Raw genomic sequence first — 16327 nt, 5'->3', positions numbered from 1 at the left:
TCTATCTTTTTTTCCTCATGCCTTTTTGGCGTTTGTCGAAAAGTATCAATATAGATAAGAGAGGAAGGGTTTCCATGTTTAAGAAGATCTTTGGTGTTCTTCAAAAAGTCGGAAAAGCGCTAATGCTTCCAGTAGCGATTTTACCGGCAGCAGGTATTTTACTTGGATTTGGTAATGCGTTTCAAAATCCACAGTTAACAAATGTTATTCCTGCTTTAAAAGCAGATTGGTTCGTAATGGTTGCTAAAATTATGGAACAATCTGGTGATATTATTTTCGCTAACCTTGCATTATTATTCGCAGTTGGGGTAGCAATCGGTTTAGCTGGTGGAGACGGAGTAGCTGGTTTAGCAGCGTTCGTCGGTTACTTAATTATGAACAAAACGATGAGTGTGTTCTTAGAAGTAGATAAGCTAGTGAAAGTAACAAGTTCTGGAGCAGATCCAGTGAAAATTGGATTTGCAGATCCTGCATATGCCAATGTATTAGGAATTCCAACACTACAAACGGGAGTATTTGGTGGTATTATCATCGGTATAGTAGCGGCGTACTGCTATAATAAATATTTCAATATTGAATTACCATCATACTTAGGTTTCTTTGCAGGTAAGCGTTTCGTACCGATCGCAACTGCAACATTCTCATTAGTAGTCGGTATTATCATGTGTTTCGTTTGGCCATACATTCAAGGTGGCTTAAATACGTTCTCACATCAAATGATTGATGCAAATAGAACGTTAGCAGCATTTATTTTCGGTTTAATTGAACGTTCATTAATTCCATTCGGACTACACCACATTTTCTATTCACCATTCTGGTTCGAATTCGGTCAGTATACAAATGCAGCTGGCGAATTAATCCGTGGTGACCAAAAAATCTTTATGGCTCAATTAAAAGACGGTGTAGAATTAACAGCAGGTACATTTACAACTGGTAAGTATCCGTTCATGATGTTCGGTCTTCCAGCGGCAGCATTAGCGATGTACCATGAAGCACGTCCAGAAAATAAAAAATTAGCAGCTGGTATTTTAGGATCTGCTGCATTAACATCTTTCTTAACAGGTATTACAGAACCACTTGAATTTTCATTCTTATTCGTAGCGCCAGTATTATTCGGAATTCACGCTGTATTTGCTGGTCTATCATTTATGACAATGCAAATTTTAGGTGTTAAAATTGGTATGACATTCTCTGGTGGTTTAATTGACTTTATGTTATTCGGTGTATTACCAGGCCGTACAGCATGGTGGTGGGTAATTATTGTTGGTCTTGTACTAGCAGTGATTTACTACTTCGGATTCCGCTTTGCAATCCGTAAATGGGATTTAAAAACACCTGGTCGTGAAGTAGCAAATGCGAATGACGGCGGGGGAAAAGCAGAAGCAGGTGAACTTCCTCGTGAAGTATTAGTAGCACTTGGTGGTAAAGAAAACATTGCATCATTAGATGCTTGTATTACTCGTTTACGTGTTCAAGTTAACGAACAAAAAAATGTAAACAAAGATCGTTTAAAAGAACTTGGTGCAGCTGGTGTACTTGAAGTTGGAAATAACATTCAAGCAATCTTCGGACCGAAATCTGACACATTAAAATCACAAATTCATGATATTATGTCAGGCCGTACGCCTCACGTAGAAAAAGAAGCGCCTGTAAAGGTAGAAGAAACTCCTCAAAAAGTTGATGAAAATGAAACAATCGTTTCACCAATTGAAGGAAAAATCTTACCAATTACAGAAGTACCTGACCAAGTATTCTCAGGAAAAATGATGGGAGACGGATTTGCAATTGAGCCAACTGAAGGAACAGTAGTTTCTCCAGTTAACGGTGAGATTGTCAATGTATTCCCTACAAAGCATGCGATTGGCATTCAATCTGAAGGCGGAAAAGAAATTTTAATCCACTTCGGTATTGATACTGTAAAATTAAATGGTGAAGGATTTGATGCACTTGTAGCACAAGGCGACAAGGTGAAACAAGGACAACCATTATTAAAAGTAGATCTTGCATTTGTAAAAGAAAATGCACCATCTATCATTACACCAATTGTATTTACAAACTTACAACAAGGACAACAAGTCGAATTGAAAAAAGATGGAAATGTTAAGAAGGGCGAAAACGCTATTATTGACATTCAGTAGGAATTTGACGCAAAATGTTTATAATTATAATAGGCGATGTGGTTGACCGAACATCGCCTATTATATACAATAGATGGTGTAGTACTAACGTCTATACAACTAAAAAATACTGTAATTTAAAGGAGATAAATTATCATGGAAAAAATCTTTAAAGTAACTAGCGACTCAGGAATTCATGCTCGTCCAGCAACTCTACTTGTAAACACTGCAAGCAAATTTGGTTCTGACATTAACTTAGAGTATAACGGAAAAAACGTTAACTTAAAATCAATCATGGGCGTTATGTCTTTAGGTATTCAACAAGGCGCAGAAATTAAAATCACTGCAAATGGTGATGATGCAGCTCAAGCACTAGCAGCTATCGAAGAAACTATGAAAAACGAAGGATTAGGAGAATAATGACTCTTAACATTCAAGGGATCGCTGCATCAAGTGGGATTGCGATTGCAAAGGCTTTCAGACTTGAGAATCCTGAATTTAACATTGAAAAAAAATCAATTACAAACGAAGCGGCAGAAATTGCACGCTTAGACGCTGCGCTTGAGAAAGCAAAAACTGAATTAGAAGCTATTAAAGACCACGCTTTTGCTGAGCTAGGTGCTGATAAAGCTGCGATCTTTGAAGCACATTTATTAGTGTTAAATGATCCAGAACTAGTAAACCCAGTGAAAGATAAAGTAAATAGTGAAAAAGTAAATGCTGAATTTGCAATGGATGAAGTTGCATCAATGTTTATTTCTATGTTTGAAAACATGGATAATGAATATATGAAAGAACGTGCTGCGGATATTCGTGACGTAACGAAACGCGTTCTTGCACATTTACTAGGAATTAACTTCTCAAATCCTGGTACAATTTCTGAAGAAGTAATCATCATTGCTGAAGATTTAACACCATCTGATACAGCTCAGTTAAACCGTAAGTATGCAAAAGGTTTCACTACTGATATCGGCGGACGTACATCTCACTCTGCAATTATGGCTCGTTCTATGGAAATTCCAGCTGTTGTTGGTACGAAAGTTGTTATGGAAAAAATCCAAAACGGTGATATCGTTATCATTGATGGTTTAGATGGAGAAGTAATTGTAAACCCATCTGAAGAAACTCTTCGTTCTTTTGAAGAAAAGAAAGCGAAATTTGAAGAGCAAAAAGCTGAATGGGCAAAATTAAAAGACCAAGCTACTGTAACAAGTGACGGACATCACGTTGAGCTTGTTGCTAACATCGGAACACCAAATGATGTACAAGGTATTATCGATAATGGCGGAGAAGGCGTTGGTTTATACCGTACAGAATTCTTATACATGGGCCGTGACAATCTTCCAACAGAAGAAGAGCAGTTCGAAGCGTATAAAGCAGTTCTTGAAGGTGTAAAAGAAGGTCAACCAGTCGTTGTTCGTACACTTGACATCGGTGGAGATAAAGAGCTTCCATACTTACATTTACCAAAAGAAATGAACCCATTCTTAGGATACCGTGCAATTCGCCTATGTCTTGATGAGCAAGATGTGTTCCGTACACAACTTCGTGCATTACTTCGTGCCAGCGTATACGGTAACTTAAAAATTATGTTCCCAATGATTGCAACTCTTGATGAGTTCCGTCAAGCAAAAGCAATCTTATTAGAAGAGAAAGCAAAACTTGTAGAAGCGGGTACTACTGTTTCTGATTCTATAGAAGTTGGTATGATGGTTGAAATCCCAGCTTCAGCAGTATTAGCAGATCAATTCGCAAAAGAAGTTGATTTCTTCTCTATCGGAACGAATGACTTAATCCAATACACAATGGCTGCAGACCGTATGAACGAACAAGTATCTTACTTATACCAACCATATAACCCATCTATTTTACGTCTTGTAAAAATGGTTATCGATGCTGCTCATAATGAGGGCAAATGGGCTGGTATGTGTGGAGAGATGGCGGGAGATTCACTTGCTATCCCATTATTATTAGGATTAGGTTTAGATGAGTTCAGTATGAGTGCAACATCTATCCTTCCTGCAAGAACACAACTAAGCAAGTTGTCAAAAGCAGAAATGGAAACATTAGCAGAAAAAGCATTAACAATGTCAACTGCTGAAGAAGTTGTTGAACTAGTTAAAAGTATATAATCATAAAAAAACCTGAGTCGATTTGAAATCGGTCTCAGGTTTTTTCTATGAGAAAAGTAAATCTTATTTTCTTACTATAGAGGATAAGGAACAGAATTAGATAGCGATAGCAACGATATCAGTTGGGCATACACGTAAAATACCAGTAAAAGTATTTTGGTTTTGATTGTTCTTATCGTCTTTATTGTTATCTTTGTTATTGTTATTACGAGCTAAAGCAGAGAAAAGAGCAACACCGTTAGCGAAACCTTCAAAAATAACATTATTGAAAGTACCGTTACCTCTAATGCTTAAAAGAGAAAGCTCTGTTCCAACTGAAATGCTAGCAAGTACGTTACATACAGCTGGTTGTTGTGGTTTAACCTCTTTTTCTTTCTCACGATGGTCGCGCTCTCTTTCATGATGATGACATTCTCTAAAGTTATCACAGCATCCAAATGATCCAAACATAATCCTCATCACCCCCTTCACACTTATAATCTATGTAAGTTCGGTAGTTAGTGACTGGACAGCGAGTGGAATTTTTTCTGGGGTATTTTCTCATTTTAAAAGACTAGCTGGGTATTTAGTACGGAATGATGTTTAAAATAGGGGAAATATCACAAAAAAGTGTAAAGACCACCGAAATGAATGAATTAGTCTTTACACTTTTTTGCTTTTATATAAAACGATGATATATACAGGAAGAGCTAACAGTAGTGGTGCAATGGATCGTACAGTATGTTTTTCTGCTTCGAATTGGAATGCTTGTTCTTTTGGGAATTGTAACACTGATATGTTTGCAGCATCGCCAATGAAATAAAGAAGTAGTACAGTCACTATGTAACTTAAAAGTGCGATAAAGCTTCCGTATGAACTCAATGAAAATCCCTCTCTTGTTATCTATTTGTTATCATTGTATCACAATTGTAACAAAAATACACGGTTATATTTCGGAGGTTTAACAAATTTCGACATGAAACGTCATTTTTGTTTATAAGAATAGTATGAAACTTATCGTTTCTCTATGTATAGATGTCGAATAATACATTGTAATATTACGGATGTGTAACAGAAAATAAAAAACGAAGGTAATGAAATTACCTTCGTTTTTTATGCCGCTATTTGCGGGCAATAAGACTCCCACCTCAAAATTCGGCGAATGCGAGGAAGGATGGGAGATAACGGCCCGTAAACCCCCACTGATTTATTATTTCGCCCATTCACTCACTTGTTCTACGCTCATTCGTGGTGCAGGATGGCCTTTTAAAGTGGATTCACCAATTGTAATAAGCATAATTGGTACGTATCGAGATGAAACATTGAATTCTTCTGTAAGTGCTTGAGGATTGAAACCACCAATAGCACAAGTATCCCAGCCAGTTGCTTTAGCTGCAAGCATAAGTTGCATTGCTGCTAAAGATGCGTTTGAAAAGGCAGCATCTCTTGGGAATTGTTCACGAGCATATGCAGATTCAATATTATTAGCTAAACGTTCTTTTGCTTCTTCTTTCATAAATCCTTGTTCTACAATTGGACCATATACTGGTTCAACATTTTTATAAGCTTCTAAATCACCTAAAATGGCAACTACTGCAGAAGCATCAAGAATTTGTTGTTGGTTATAAGCAACTGGGTGCAATCGTTTTTGTACATCTTCGCCTTGGAAAACGAGGAATTTCCAGTGTTGTAAATTCCAAGCAGAAGGTGCTTGGGCAGCTGCTTTTAAAATTTCGTGTAACTCTGAAGATGAAATTTCTTTTTCAGGGTTGAATGCACGTGTAGATGTGCGTTCATATAGAACGTTAAAAAAGTTGTCGTTTGTCATTATATATCCTCCGAATTATATATCAAATATATTCTACTTACATTTTGTAAGTTATCGAACTTAAGAATATAATATCTGTATTTTAATTGTCAAGTTTTAAAGAGTAAGCTAGGGCATTCATACAAACGATACAATTCCAATAATCATACACTAAAAAAGGAATTTGTAGAGCCAAAAAAGAAAAGAGAACATTCTCAATTAGCTTGTTAACGTGTATCCCTCATTAATTAATATTTTGGTATTATAAAATGTTTGTGAGGAATGCAGTAGAACAAGATATATGAAGTGAGTGAAGACTAGTGATGAACATACTACATTTTTTATTAGAGAATACGGTTTTCCAAAATGTATTACAAGATCTTCAGTTAAATGTCCTTTATATAGAAAATGGGTGCACACATCAACAAACGATAGAAAATATCCATCCAAAATGTATGTTTATAGCAAATAGTTTTGAAGAAGGAGAACAATTGTTTCATAAGACTAAGCCGCATATTGTAATTATGTATGTAACAGATTTTTCTCAAATAAAATATATAAAGAATATGTATAATCCACATAGTACATTCATTGTCATTTGGGATCAACAGATAACAAGTGAGTTTGCAGAGGTTCTTACGTTAGGAATACGTAACATTGTGATAGCTCCCGTAACTCCACAAGGGGTGCTAGAGGAAGTAAATAAGAGTTTGTATCAACTTTCTTTAGTACGGCAAGTAAGTTTGCAACAAGAACTACTTCAAACGATGTTTGATTTTCAAAATGACCTATTATTTATAGTAGAAGATGATGAGATTGTTGATTGTAATACGAATTTTTTAGCGTTTTTCGGATATGAAAATTTGTTTGCTTATCGTGAGCAACATTTAGTATTTGCTGAACATTTTATTAGAGAAAATGGATACTATTCGACGACTCATGATATAACATGGTTAGATGATACATTATCATATGATAGAAGAATTAAGATGTCCAATTATGAAGGAAGTGTATCAACTTTTTTATTGCGTGCGACACCATTGCCAGAAGATTTATCGAGATTTATTGTAAAGTGTACAGAGATTACAGAATTAGATGAAATCTATCAAGAGCAAGAGAGGCTTGCTATGATAGATTCATTGACAGAGATTTATAATCGTTTGAAGTTCCAACAAATACTAGAGGTAGAGTGGGACAATGTAATACGAAACGATGAAAAAATAGCACTTATTTTATTTGATATAGATAATTTTAAAAAAGTAAATGACACGTATGGCCATGATTTTGGTGACTTAGCGCTAGTGCAACTCGCCGAGCTTATGAAATCTAAAGTGGAACAGCAACATGTATTTGCAAGGTGGGGTGGCGAAGAATTTATTATATTAGTGACAAATACAGTAGAGAAAGAAGCATTTCAAGTTGCGGAGTCACTACGATTTTTTATTGAAACAAAGCAATTCTCTGGAATTTCGAAATTAACAGCGAGTTTTGGAGTTGCGTTATATGAAAAAGGGATTACAAAAGAAGAGTTAATGCAAAGAGCAGATATTGCATTATATGAAGCGAAAAAAAATGGGAAAAATCAAGTATGCGTGTATAGAAAAGAAAAAATGTAATTTTTCGCAACAAATTGTTGCGATTTTTTTTTATTCTTTGATAATAGAATATGGGGGGCACTTTGAACGAAGGAATTATGGAGGAACAATATGATAAAAAAAATAATAATAATGGCTGCACTGTTTGCTGTAGTATGCGGTGGAGTATACTATTTTCTCTATAATCCTAATATAAAGGAAAGAACTGTATTAACAACTAAGGCGAATCCTACTATTGAATCAGAAGTACAAGAGAATATAGAAGAAAAAGAAGAGCAACAAATTGATTATGCTAGTATATCTCAAAAATTAGATCAATATTTAATAGGAAAGCAATTTAATGGAACAGTTTTAGTAACTGATAAAGAGCATGTTATATTGAATAAAGGATATGGATATGCTGATGTTCAAAATAAAATAGAGAATACGCCTCAAACAAAATATCGTATCGGTTCTATTACGAAAACAGTTGTTGCTACATCTATTTTACAGTTGCAGGAACAAGGGAAGTTAAATATTCAAGATAATGTAAACAAATATATTCCTTCTTTTCCAGCAGATAAAAATATCACTTTATATCATTTGTTAACGCACACATCAGGTTTACCAGAAAAAGGGGAAGGAAAAGTGAATGTTGCTTCTCGTATAAACTTAGTAAATTGGATTGGAAGTCAAAAATTAGAGTTTCAACCAGGGGCAGGTTGGAGATATACAGATTATAATTATATGGTGCTTGCCTATATTATAGAAAGCGTATCAAAAAAAACTTTAGGGGATTACGTAAAAGAAAATATATTTACGAAAGCAGAAATGCACGAATCTGGTATGGGAAATATGACCCCAGGAGATCAGCATTTTACTAAAGGTTACGTAAAGAAAGATAATGTACTTGAATCTGCACAAAAATTATCAATGGATTGGTTATATGGTTGCGGTGAGATGTATACGACAGTTGGAGATATGAAGAAGTTAGATGAAGCAATTATAAATGGGAAACTTCTTTCTGAACAAAGTATACAAGCGATGTTTTCACCTCCAGCAGAACGGAAATATGCATTTAGCTTTTATATATATCCGGATTATTTTCATAATCATGGTGTACTATCTGGCTGGAATACTTTCAATAATTTTAATAAAGACAAAGGGATTTTTGTTATTTTATTTTCAAATGTGAAAAATAGTATGGATGATGATTTTAATAAAGAGTTCCGAAAGATGGTAAGTGATTTATTAGAACAAAGGGGATAAGAATATGGAAAACAAAATTTTATCAATTGGTTTCATCGGTATTGGTGTAATGGGAAAAAGTATGGTTCATCATTTAATGCAAGAGGGTCATAAAGTATATGTATATAATAGGACGAAAGCGAAGGCAGATTCTTTAGTGCAAGATGGTGCTAATTGGTGTGATACACCGAAAGAATTAGTGAAGCAAGTTGATGTTGTAATGACTATGGTTGGATATCCGCATGATGTAGAAGAAGTATACTTTGGAATAGATGGAATTTTAGAGAATGCAAATGAAGGCACAATAGCAATTGATTTTACAACATCTACTCCAACATTGGCAAAACGTATTAATGAAGTTGGTAAAAGAAAGAATGTATATACACTGGATGCACCTGTATCTGGGGGAGATGTTGGTGCGAAAGAAGCTAGACTCGCAATTATGGTCGGTGGAGAGAAAGAAATATATGATAGATGTTTACCGTTATTTGAAAAACTAGGAACAAATATTCAGTTGCAAGGGCCAGCTGGTAGTGGACAACATACAAAAATGTGTAATCAAATTGCGATTGCTTCCAATATGATAGGAGTATGTGAAGCTGTTGCTTATGCGAAAAAGGCTGGACTGAATCCAGATAAAGTATTAGAGAGTATTTCAACGGGGGCAGCAGGTAGTTGGTCATTAAGTAATTTAGCTCCTCGCATGTTAAAGGGAGATTTTGAACCAGGATTTTATGTGAAACATTTTATGAAAGATATGAAGATTGCTTTAGATGAGGCTGAAAAATTACAATTACCGGTACCAGGTTTAAGATTGGCGAAGGAATTGTATGATGAGTTAATGGAAGATGGAGAAGAGGATAGTGGAACACAAGTGTTATACAAAAAATACATAAGGGGGTAAATGAGATGGATCTTCAAAAGTTTGATGAGATTATTGATGCCGTACAGCGAACAACTTGTGTACAGATTAATGATAAGCAAAAAGAAGCCTTTAAACAAAAATATGATTTTGAACCAAGTTTCGAATATGGAAGAGATGAGAAGGGGCATTATGTGATTCGAACTTCGAAAAAGATGTTAGAGGAAATGGAGTTTTATTTGGCACTGAAATATGATCGGGATGGAATTGCCCTTTATATGCATGCTGAGATTGAAGGGACATGTCATGTATCCGTTAGCTATAGTGAAGATGTACTTCATTTGCAAGAATTATTTCAATTTCTAGAAGAAAATAAATAAAAGTCCTCATTTGAGGACTTTTATTTATTTAGATATATTTAATTTTTATACTTATAAGTTAGAAGCCCGGCGGCATCGCTCAATCGGGAATGGAATAACTTGTGCGAGGTGATTAGGACCAAATTGTTTTTTGCGAGCATGGCGTAATATATAAAATGCACACAGAATTGAAACAGGAATAGCGCCGAATAAACCAAATAATAAAGCGCTTACACAAGATGCAACAAAGCCTAAGACGCCAACTTCTAATTCTTCCATAATAGCTCCTAAAATAACAGGAATAGCTCCGCATGAAACCCCTAGTATAAGTGCGATAAGTAAACTCATCATTATCCCCCTCTGTTTGCGATATTATTTTCGTTATTAGTAATTGTAGTATATCATACGTAAAACAGAATTTTCAGAAAAAGTTCAAAAAAAGTTCAATAAATGTTCGAAAAGTGTTAAAAAAACGAAGAGGGTAATTCCACCTTGAAAAGGAAGAGAAGAAGTTTTTGAGTAAATAAAAAATCAGACTTATTTCAGAAAATGAAATAAGTCTGTTCCATAGGAGGATGTATATATGTAGAGTGAATAAAAGGTTGGAAAAGGGGGTCCAAGTCCTTTTATTCAACTAACTACCTTAATAGATTGGAACCCAGCCTTCAGTTGTAACAAAAATACGAATAGCTACAACTTGACGATCATCTTGCAAGGTAAAATAATGTCTTGCATTTTCAGGAACAGAGATTAAATCGCCTGGCTCAAGTTCAACGTCAAAGAATGTTCCATTTTTGCCTTCAATAGCAAAGATGCCATGACCACTAACGATAAAGCGAACTTCATCATCAGTATGATGGTGTTCTTTTTGGAAATTAATTAATAATTCGTCAAGGTTAGGTGTGCTACTTGAAAGTGAAATGACATCATGTGCTTTATAACCTCGGCGCACTGAAACATCAGCAATTTCTTTTGAAAACACTGCTAATATTTCAGCTTTGTTTTCATCTGTTAACGAATAATTTTCATTTAAATGAGTAGGAAGTTTAGAAATATTCCATTTCTCATATAAAACGCCTTCCTCTTGTAGAAATTTAGATACTTCCACCTCATTTTCAATGCGAGTATTTACTTCATGAATACGAATTTGCGCCATTAGAAACGCCTCCTTGAATTGATAATAGTTTTATATGAAATTGGAATAAAAACTCATAAGCTTCTAATCTTTTCTTTGCATCAAAGCTATCTCGGCCCCATACGGTAATACCATGATTACGGATTAATACTGCTCCCGAATCTCCTTGTATATGCTTTCGGAAATTTTCTCCGAGCGTTGGGATATGGGCATGGTTTTCGATAATAGGAATGTGAATTGTTGCACCTTCTTCCCAAATATCAAGGGCTTTAATAATTTCTTGATTTTGAAGTGTGACTGCATCACCATATAAATTTGTGATGACATTGTTATCAGTTGTATGAACATGAAGTACGCACCCGGCATTCGTATTGTTATAAATATGGGTATGCAATATTGTTTCTGCTGAAGGGCGTAATTCGGTATCTAATACGGGAACCCCTAGATGATCTACTAACAGAAAATCATCTGGAGTAGTTTTTGTTTTATCTTTACCGCTTGCGGTAATAAGAAAAGTAAGTGGCTCATGACTAACTTTTATAGAAATATTCCCACTTGTTGCTGGAAACCAATTTCGTGTTGTTAACTCTTTTTTAATCTCGCTTAAGTCATACCATTGACGAAAAAGTTGTTTCATAATTTCACCTCCAACAAATGTTTTAATTCAGCTAGAATATCGTGAAATGTTCCAAAGGGTGTATAAGCAATATGATTTTCTTCACACTTTGTAATAAGGAAGTCGCGAGCGAACACTTTATCGGCTTGTTTCGCTGCTTGTAAATCAGTAATAGAATCTCCAATCACAATGTGAAAATCATTTGTATCGCTTAATTTACGGATTAGTGACGATTTACATAATCCGCAATGGTTTTGACAATGATTATCACAAGGATGAGGCCACTTAACGGTAATGTATTCACTTGAAAAGTCTGTTTCATTACAGTAAATTTGCTCTTTTGGAATAATTCCTTGTAAGAGTGGATAGACGAAGAAATCCATTCCGCCTGATATTACGTAAAAAGAAATATTATTTTCATTTACAAATTGTATAAATTCATGAAAACCACTACGGATTTCAGCAGTCTCTATTAAAAATTGAATAATATCATCGTGCAGATTAGTAGGTATTAATTGAAATAATTGAGAAACACCTTCTTGAATAGATAGCTCTTGTGATAAAATTCTATTCTTTACTTCTTCGGCTTCTGGTGGTGCGAATTTTTCCATAATGGACATGATATTATCGTTATTTGTAATCGTACCATCGAAATCACAAAACACTTGAATACTCATAATTTCACCTCATGTGAGGGATTTCCCCATATTTGTAGTGCACTACGCAAATTTATGTCATCTACTTCATGGAGTGGTTTACTTTGCAAAGTTGCTTCAATTGCAGTACGGAATGCTTTACCACCGCCCTGTGCCCCGTTCGGATGTCCATGAATACCGCCACCTGCATTAATAACAACATCTTTACCGAAATCTCGCAAGATAAAGGGAACGAAACCAGGGTGAATACCAGCAGACGGAACGGAAAAACTCTTCTTGAAAAATGCATCGTCTTCAGTTAAATGTTTTGAGATAGTAAGAGCTTCCTCTTTTTCTAGTGCAACACTACCGTATGGAGATGGGAATAATGAAAAGTCAGCCCCAGCATAACGTAGTAGCTTTCCGAGTAATAATGGAGATGAAACTCCATATAACTTGGATGCTGAATAAGCACCACTTACAGCAGGGTGTGCCATAATAGGAACTGGGATTTCATCATCTTCTGCTAGTGATTGTAGTACATCTAGTCCGTAAGCAAACGCGTTAAATAATAGAATATTAGCCCCAGCTTGCACGGCACGTCTCGCATTTTCTTTTAAATCGAAAGTTCGCCCTGTTAAATTTACGGCATATAATGTTTTGTGTCCGTATGTTTCGTATACGGATTGTAAAACTTCTTTTCCAGATACAATGCGCTTCGTAAGTGGCGTTAAAGCATTCTCAAATAAAATCTCATCATCTTTTACAATATCTACACCACCAATCGCTTGATCGCGTAGCTGAGTTTTTAAATACCCAATATTTCGTCCAATCATTCCTTTAAAAATGCTCATTAAAAGGGGACGATCATATACTTGTAAAAGGTTTCGAATGCCATCTACACCAAACTGTGGACCAGGAAAATGTTTTTTTAACTCTTCTGAAAAAGTCAAATCAATTAATTTCACTTCACCATCAAGTGATAGCTTTCCGAATGTAGTTGTTAAAATCGCTGGTAAGTCTGGACTGAAATTTAATAACGGGTATTCGATTTTAATAACCCCGCGTTTTACTGTTTTACCTAGATACGAATTGATATGTTCTTGCGCATCTAATTCCTCAATGTGAATAACATTGCCTTTATGTTGTTTTAATTGTTCTTGCAATAAGTGTGGCAAATGAGTCCAAGAGCCAATTGTTAAACCGAGTGCAATTTGCTCAGCTTTTTTTTCTAAGTTATGTGAATCGTCATGGATTAAATACGTCGCTATAATTCCGCTCATTGTTAAAACCTCCTAGTTAAATAAAAAAACCTCTCAGCTAAGGAGAGGTTTTTTTACAACCAGCTCCTTATCTGTCAGCGTAATGCTGCGAGAATTAGCACCGTGTCTACGATTGTAGATCGGTTGCCGGGTTTCGTCGGGCTCGTCCCTCCACCTGCTCTTGATAAGAAGTATTTAGAAATGTTTAAATTTTTAAGATAACTGAATTTTGTCAGATATTTTTCATGTTGTCAACGACTTTTTGAAAAAATTCAATTTATCAATTCGATTAATGGCTTCTTGTAATCGTTCTTCTGTATGCAAGAGACCAACACGGACGTAACCTTCGCCGTGCTCACCAAATCCGATACCAGGTGCAACTGCAACGTGTGCTTTTTCTAGTAAAATATCAGCAAATTGCTCGGATGTATACCCTTCTGGTACAGGAAGCCATGCAAAGAATGATCCTGTTGGAATGTCTACATTCCAACCAATTGAGTGACAAGCTGAAATAAGAGCATTTCTCCGAGATTCATAACTATTAACAAGCTCTACGACACAAGACTGCGAGCTTAATAGTGCTTCACGAGCAGCATCTTGAACTGCACCAAAAATACTAACATACATATGATCTTGTAATAAGTTAATTGTTTCGATAACACTTTCATTTCCTACTGCAAAAGCAATACGCCATCCAGCCATATTGAAAGTTTTCGATAAAGTGTAAATTTCAATTCCTGTATCTTTGGCACCGTCTGCTTGTAAGAAACTAACGGGTTTTTGACCATCAAACCCAATAGCACCGTAAGCAAAATCATGAACAACTAATATATTATGCTTATTAGCAAAATGAATGGTTTCATCAAAAAAATCTTTTGATGCAGTAGCACCAGTAGGATTGTTTGGATAGTTTAAAAACATTAGCTTGGCTTGCTTGGCAATAGAGTCATCAATTTTCGTATAATCTGGTAAAAATTTATTTTCTGCAATAAGCGGCATTGTTTCAAATTGCGCTTTTGCTAAAGCAACTCCTGATAAATAATCTGGATAGCCTGGATCTGGAACGAGAATAGTATCACCAGGGTTTGTAAAACACATTGGTAATTCTACTAATCCAGCCTTTCCACCAAACAAAATAGCAACTTCAGTTTTTGGATTTACTACTACATCATATTCACGTTGATAGAATGTTGCCACGGCTTCTTTTAAGCTTTCGTGTCCGCGAAATGGCGGATATTTATGATGGATGGTCTTTTCTGCAGCATCTTGTAAAGCTTTTACGATATGCTGCGGTGTTGGTTGATCTGGATTACCTTGACCTAGATTAATAACATCGTGACCAGCTGCAACGACTTTGTTAACTTTTGCAACAAGTGAAGCAAAAAATTGTGTTGGCAATGATGTTACTATCTCAGAAGGTTGAAATAATTTCATACTTTCCACCTCTTTTGAAAGTTGTTACAATTCTAGTGACAAATGATATAATCTTTCCAGTATTTTGTAAAGAAAAAAATAAGAATGGGGCTGACAAAATGAAAGTCGCATGTATTCAAATGGATATTGTCTTTGGAGATGTAGAAAAAAATATTGAGAACGCTAAAACTAAAATTAGTGAAGCGATGAAGGAAAGACCAGATGTTATCGTCTTACCAGAACTATGGACAACAGGATATGATTTAACGAGACTTTCTGAAATCGCAGATAGTGATGGATTGAAAACGAAAGAAAAGTTGAAAGAATGGTCGAAGCAATATGGTGTACATATTGTCGGTGGCTCTATAGCGAAGCAAACAGAGCAAGGTGTTACAAATACAATGTATGTGGTAACTAATAAAGGAGAACTAGTCAATGAATATAGTAAAGTGCATTTATTTCAGCTTATGGATGAACATAAATATTTAATCGCTGGAAATAGTACAGGTGAATTTAAGATAGATGATGTAGAGTGCGCTGGTATAATTTGTTATGACATTCGTTTTCCGGAGTGGATGCGCGTTCACACTGCTAAAGGTGCAAAAGTTTTATTTGTTGTAGCAGAATGGCCATTAGTCCGTTTAGCGCATTGGCGTTTGCTTCTGCAAGCAAGAGCGGTTGAAAATCAGTGTTATGTTGTGGCATGTAATAGGGCAGGAAAGGATCCGAATAATGAGTTTGCCGGTCATTCTTTAATTGTCGATCCTTGGGGAGAAGTTGTTGTAGAAGCAAATGAAGAGGAATCCATTTTATTTGGAAAGCTTACATTCGAGAAAATTAAAGAAGTACGCAAAGGAATTCCAGTTTTTGCAGATCGTCGTCCAGAATTATACAAATAAAATGTTGACAAGTGATTTTTATTCTTGGTATAGTCTTCAACATAAAGTTAAAAATTCGAAAAATTATACAACTCTTATCAAGAGCAGGTGGAGGGATTTGGCCCGATGAAGCCCAGCAACCGACCGTAAAACCATTGTGAAATGGGGCGTTTATTACGCCAAAAGGCACGGTGCTAATTCCAGCAGAAAGTAAACTTTCTGGCAGATAAGAGGGGAGAAGATAAACTTCAAACCTCTTTCTTAGTGGAAAGAGGTTTTTCTTATGCTAGAAAAACCTCTGAATTAAAAA

At 35.6% G+C, this 16327-nt stretch carries 17 protein-coding genes and 2 riboswitches; of the genes, 8 read left to right on the top strand and 9 right to left on the bottom strand.

All coding sequences use genetic code 11. The annotated features are described in order from the left end of the window. Positions 1-74 precede the first annotated feature (74 nt). The 3 genes from ptsG to ptsP all read left to right on the top strand — a co-directional run bounded on the left by ptsG (position 75) and on the right by ptsP (position 4249). Complete coding sequence (gene ptsG, locus ACQKNI_RS10300; protein ID WP_098253396.1) at positions 75-2138, top strand: PTS glucose transporter subunit IIABC; 2064 nt, start codon at positions 75-77, stop codon at positions 2136-2138. A 135-nt stretch (positions 2139-2273) separates the two neighbouring features. Next, positions 2274-2537: a phosphocarrier protein HPr gene (ptsH, locus tag ACQKNI_RS10295; RefSeq protein ID WP_000411079.1), complete on the top strand. Its 264-nt coding sequence runs from the start codon at positions 2274-2276 to the stop codon at positions 2535-2537. Further along, a complete protein-coding gene (gene ptsP, locus ACQKNI_RS10290; RefSeq protein ID WP_088230280.1) occupies positions 2537-4249 on the top strand; it encodes a phosphoenolpyruvate--protein phosphotransferase in 1713 nt (570 codons plus the stop codon). The genes ptsH and ptsP overlap by 1 nt, the downstream gene beginning before the upstream one ends. Positions 4250-4345: 96 nt before the next feature. Here ptsP and ACQKNI_RS10285 read toward each other — a convergent pair whose 3' ends face one another. The 3 genes from ACQKNI_RS10285 to ACQKNI_RS10275 all read right to left on the bottom strand — a co-directional run bounded on the left by ACQKNI_RS10285 (position 4346) and on the right by ACQKNI_RS10275 (position 6056). Then, positions 4346-4699 (bottom strand): DUF3915 domain-containing protein, encoded by a 354-nt coding sequence (locus tag ACQKNI_RS10285; protein WP_088230279.1) that lies wholly within the window; start codon positions 4697-4699, stop codon positions 4346-4348. A gap of 192 nt (positions 4700-4891) precedes the next feature. Beyond that, positions 4892-5110: a hypothetical protein gene (locus tag ACQKNI_RS10280; RefSeq protein WP_088230278.1), complete on the bottom strand. Its 219-nt coding sequence runs from the start codon at positions 5108-5110 to the stop codon at positions 4892-4894. A 328-nt stretch (positions 5111-5438) separates the two neighbouring features. Beyond that, positions 5439-6056, bottom strand: a complete 618-nt coding sequence (locus ACQKNI_RS10275) for a nitroreductase family protein (protein WP_071713123.1) — start codon at positions 6054-6056, stop codon at positions 5439-5441. Positions 6057-6358: 302 nt separating this feature from the next. Here ACQKNI_RS10275 and ACQKNI_RS10270 point away from each other — a divergent pair, with 302 nt between their 5' ends. The 4 genes from ACQKNI_RS10270 (at position 6359) to ACQKNI_RS10255 (ending at position 10099) form a co-directional block, all read left to right on the top strand. Further along, positions 6359-7651 carry a GGDEF domain-containing protein gene (locus ACQKNI_RS10270; protein ID WP_140417323.1) on the top strand — a complete coding sequence of 431 codons (1293 nt, stop codon included), beginning with the start codon at positions 6359-6361 and terminating at the stop codon, positions 7649-7651. 90 nt (positions 7652-7741) lie between these two features. After that, positions 7742-8878 carry a serine hydrolase domain-containing protein gene (locus tag ACQKNI_RS10265; RefSeq protein ID WP_098356849.1) on the top strand — a complete coding sequence of 379 codons (1137 nt, stop codon included), beginning with the start codon at positions 7742-7744 and terminating at the stop codon, positions 8876-8878. A gap of 4 nt (positions 8879-8882) precedes the next feature. After that, positions 8883-9761, top strand: a complete 879-nt coding sequence (locus tag ACQKNI_RS10260) for an NAD(P)-dependent oxidoreductase (RefSeq protein WP_088230276.1) — start codon at positions 8883-8885, stop codon at positions 9759-9761. Between the two features lie 5 nt (positions 9762-9766). Further along, positions 9767-10099 (top strand): DUF3909 family protein, encoded by a 333-nt coding sequence (locus tag ACQKNI_RS10255; RefSeq protein WP_088230275.1) that lies wholly within the window; start codon positions 9767-9769, stop codon positions 10097-10099. Between the two features lie 51 nt (positions 10100-10150). Here ACQKNI_RS10255 and ACQKNI_RS10250 read toward each other — a convergent pair whose 3' ends face one another. From ACQKNI_RS10250 to ACQKNI_RS10225, 6 genes are all read right to left on the bottom strand, one after another. Further along, positions 10151-10426 carry a hypothetical protein gene (locus ACQKNI_RS10250; protein WP_088230274.1) on the bottom strand — a complete coding sequence of 92 codons (276 nt, stop codon included), beginning with the start codon at positions 10424-10426 and terminating at the stop codon, positions 10151-10153. A gap of 295 nt (positions 10427-10721) precedes the next feature. Further along, positions 10722-11234: a 1,2-dihydroxy-3-keto-5-methylthiopentene dioxygenase gene (locus ACQKNI_RS10245; RefSeq protein ID WP_088230273.1), complete on the bottom strand. Its 513-nt coding sequence runs from the start codon at positions 11232-11234 to the stop codon at positions 10722-10724. Beyond that, positions 11212-11850, bottom strand: a complete 639-nt coding sequence (locus ACQKNI_RS10240) for a methylthioribulose 1-phosphate dehydratase (protein WP_088230272.1) — start codon at positions 11848-11850, stop codon at positions 11212-11214. The genes ACQKNI_RS10245 and ACQKNI_RS10240 overlap by 23 nt, the downstream gene beginning before the upstream one ends. Next, complete coding sequence (gene mtnX / locus ACQKNI_RS10235; RefSeq protein ID WP_427282356.1) at positions 11847-12506, bottom strand: 2-hydroxy-3-keto-5-methylthiopentenyl-1-phosphate phosphatase; 660 nt, start codon at positions 12504-12506, stop codon at positions 11847-11849. Before mtnX ends, ACQKNI_RS10240 begins: the two co-directional genes overlap by 4 nt. Beyond that, a complete protein-coding gene (gene mtnW / locus ACQKNI_RS10230) occupies positions 12503-13747 on the bottom strand; it encodes a 2,3-diketo-5-methylthiopentyl-1-phosphate enolase (protein WP_427282355.1) in 1245 nt (414 codons plus the stop codon). Before mtnW ends, mtnX begins: the two co-directional genes overlap by 4 nt. Before the next feature lie 64 nt (positions 13748-13811). Beyond that, a riboswitch (SAM riboswitch) is annotated at positions 13812-13917 on the bottom strand. A 52-nt stretch (positions 13918-13969) separates the two neighbouring features. Further along, positions 13970-15160 (bottom strand): pyridoxal phosphate-dependent aminotransferase, encoded by a 1191-nt coding sequence (locus tag ACQKNI_RS10225; protein ID WP_098356852.1) that lies wholly within the window; start codon positions 15158-15160, stop codon positions 13970-13972. A gap of 14 nt (positions 15161-15174) precedes the next feature. On the opposite strand from ACQKNI_RS10225, the gene ACQKNI_RS10220 reads away from it, so the two are divergent. After that, a complete protein-coding gene (locus ACQKNI_RS10220) occupies positions 15175-16038 on the top strand; it encodes a carbon-nitrogen family hydrolase (protein WP_141552081.1) in 864 nt (287 codons plus the stop codon). Positions 16039-16109: 71 nt separating this feature from the next. Next, a riboswitch (SAM riboswitch) is annotated at positions 16110-16250 on the top strand. Positions 16251-16327 lie beyond the last annotated feature (77 nt).

Source organism: Bacillus sp. NPDC094064 (assembly GCF_050279585.1).
GTDB lineage: Bacteria > Bacillota > Bacilli > Bacillales > Bacillaceae_G > Bacillus_A.
This window is presented reverse-complemented; position numbering and strand designations above follow the sequence as displayed.

Bases quoted from the DNA above. Each gene is read 5' to 3' on its own strand.
- ptsG (WP_098253396.1), top strand. From the start codon at position 75: ATGTTTAAGAAGATCTTTGGTGTTCTTCAAAAAGTCGGAAAAGCGCTA.
- ptsH (WP_000411079.1), top strand. From the start codon at position 2,274: ATGGAAAAAATCTTTAAAGTAACTAGCGACTCAGGAATTCATGCTCGT.
- ptsP (WP_088230280.1), top strand. From the start codon at position 2,537: ATGACTCTTAACATTCAAGGGATCGCTGCATCAAGTGGGATTGCGATT.
- ACQKNI_RS10285 (WP_088230279.1), bottom strand. From the start codon at position 4,699: ATGTTTGGATCATTTGGATGCTGTGATAACTTTAGAGAATGTCATCAT.
- ACQKNI_RS10275 (WP_071713123.1), bottom strand. From the start codon at position 6,056: ATGACAAACGACAACTTTTTTAACGTTCTATATGAACGCACATCTACA.
- ACQKNI_RS10270 (WP_140417323.1), top strand. From the start codon at position 6,359: ATGAACATACTACATTTTTTATTAGAGAATACGGTTTTCCAAAATGTA.
- ACQKNI_RS10265 (WP_098356849.1), top strand. From the start codon at position 7,742: ATGATAAAAAAAATAATAATAATGGCTGCACTGTTTGCTGTAGTATGC.
- ACQKNI_RS10260 (WP_088230276.1), top strand. From the start codon at position 8,883: ATGGAAAACAAAATTTTATCAATTGGTTTCATCGGTATTGGTGTAATG.
- ACQKNI_RS10255 (WP_088230275.1), top strand. From the start codon at position 9,767: ATGGATCTTCAAAAGTTTGATGAGATTATTGATGCCGTACAGCGAACA.
- ACQKNI_RS10250 (WP_088230274.1), bottom strand. From the start codon at position 10,426: ATGAGTTTACTTATCGCACTTATACTAGGGGTTTCATGCGGAGCTATT.
- ACQKNI_RS10245 (WP_088230273.1), bottom strand. From the start codon at position 11,234: ATGGCGCAAATTCGTATTCATGAAGTAAATACTCGCATTGAAAATGAG.
- ACQKNI_RS10240 (WP_088230272.1), bottom strand. From the start codon at position 11,850: ATGAAACAACTTTTTCGTCAATGGTATGACTTAAGCGAGATTAAAAAA.
- mtnX (WP_427282356.1), bottom strand. From the start codon at position 12,506: ATGAGTATTCAAGTGTTTTGTGATTTCGATGGTACGATTACAAATAAC.
- mtnW (WP_427282355.1), bottom strand. From the start codon at position 13,747: ATGAGCGGAATTATAGCGACGTATTTAATCCATGACGATTCACATAAC.
- ACQKNI_RS10225 (WP_098356852.1), bottom strand. From the start codon at position 15,160: ATGAAATTATTTCAACCTTCTGAGATAGTAACATCATTGCCAACACAA.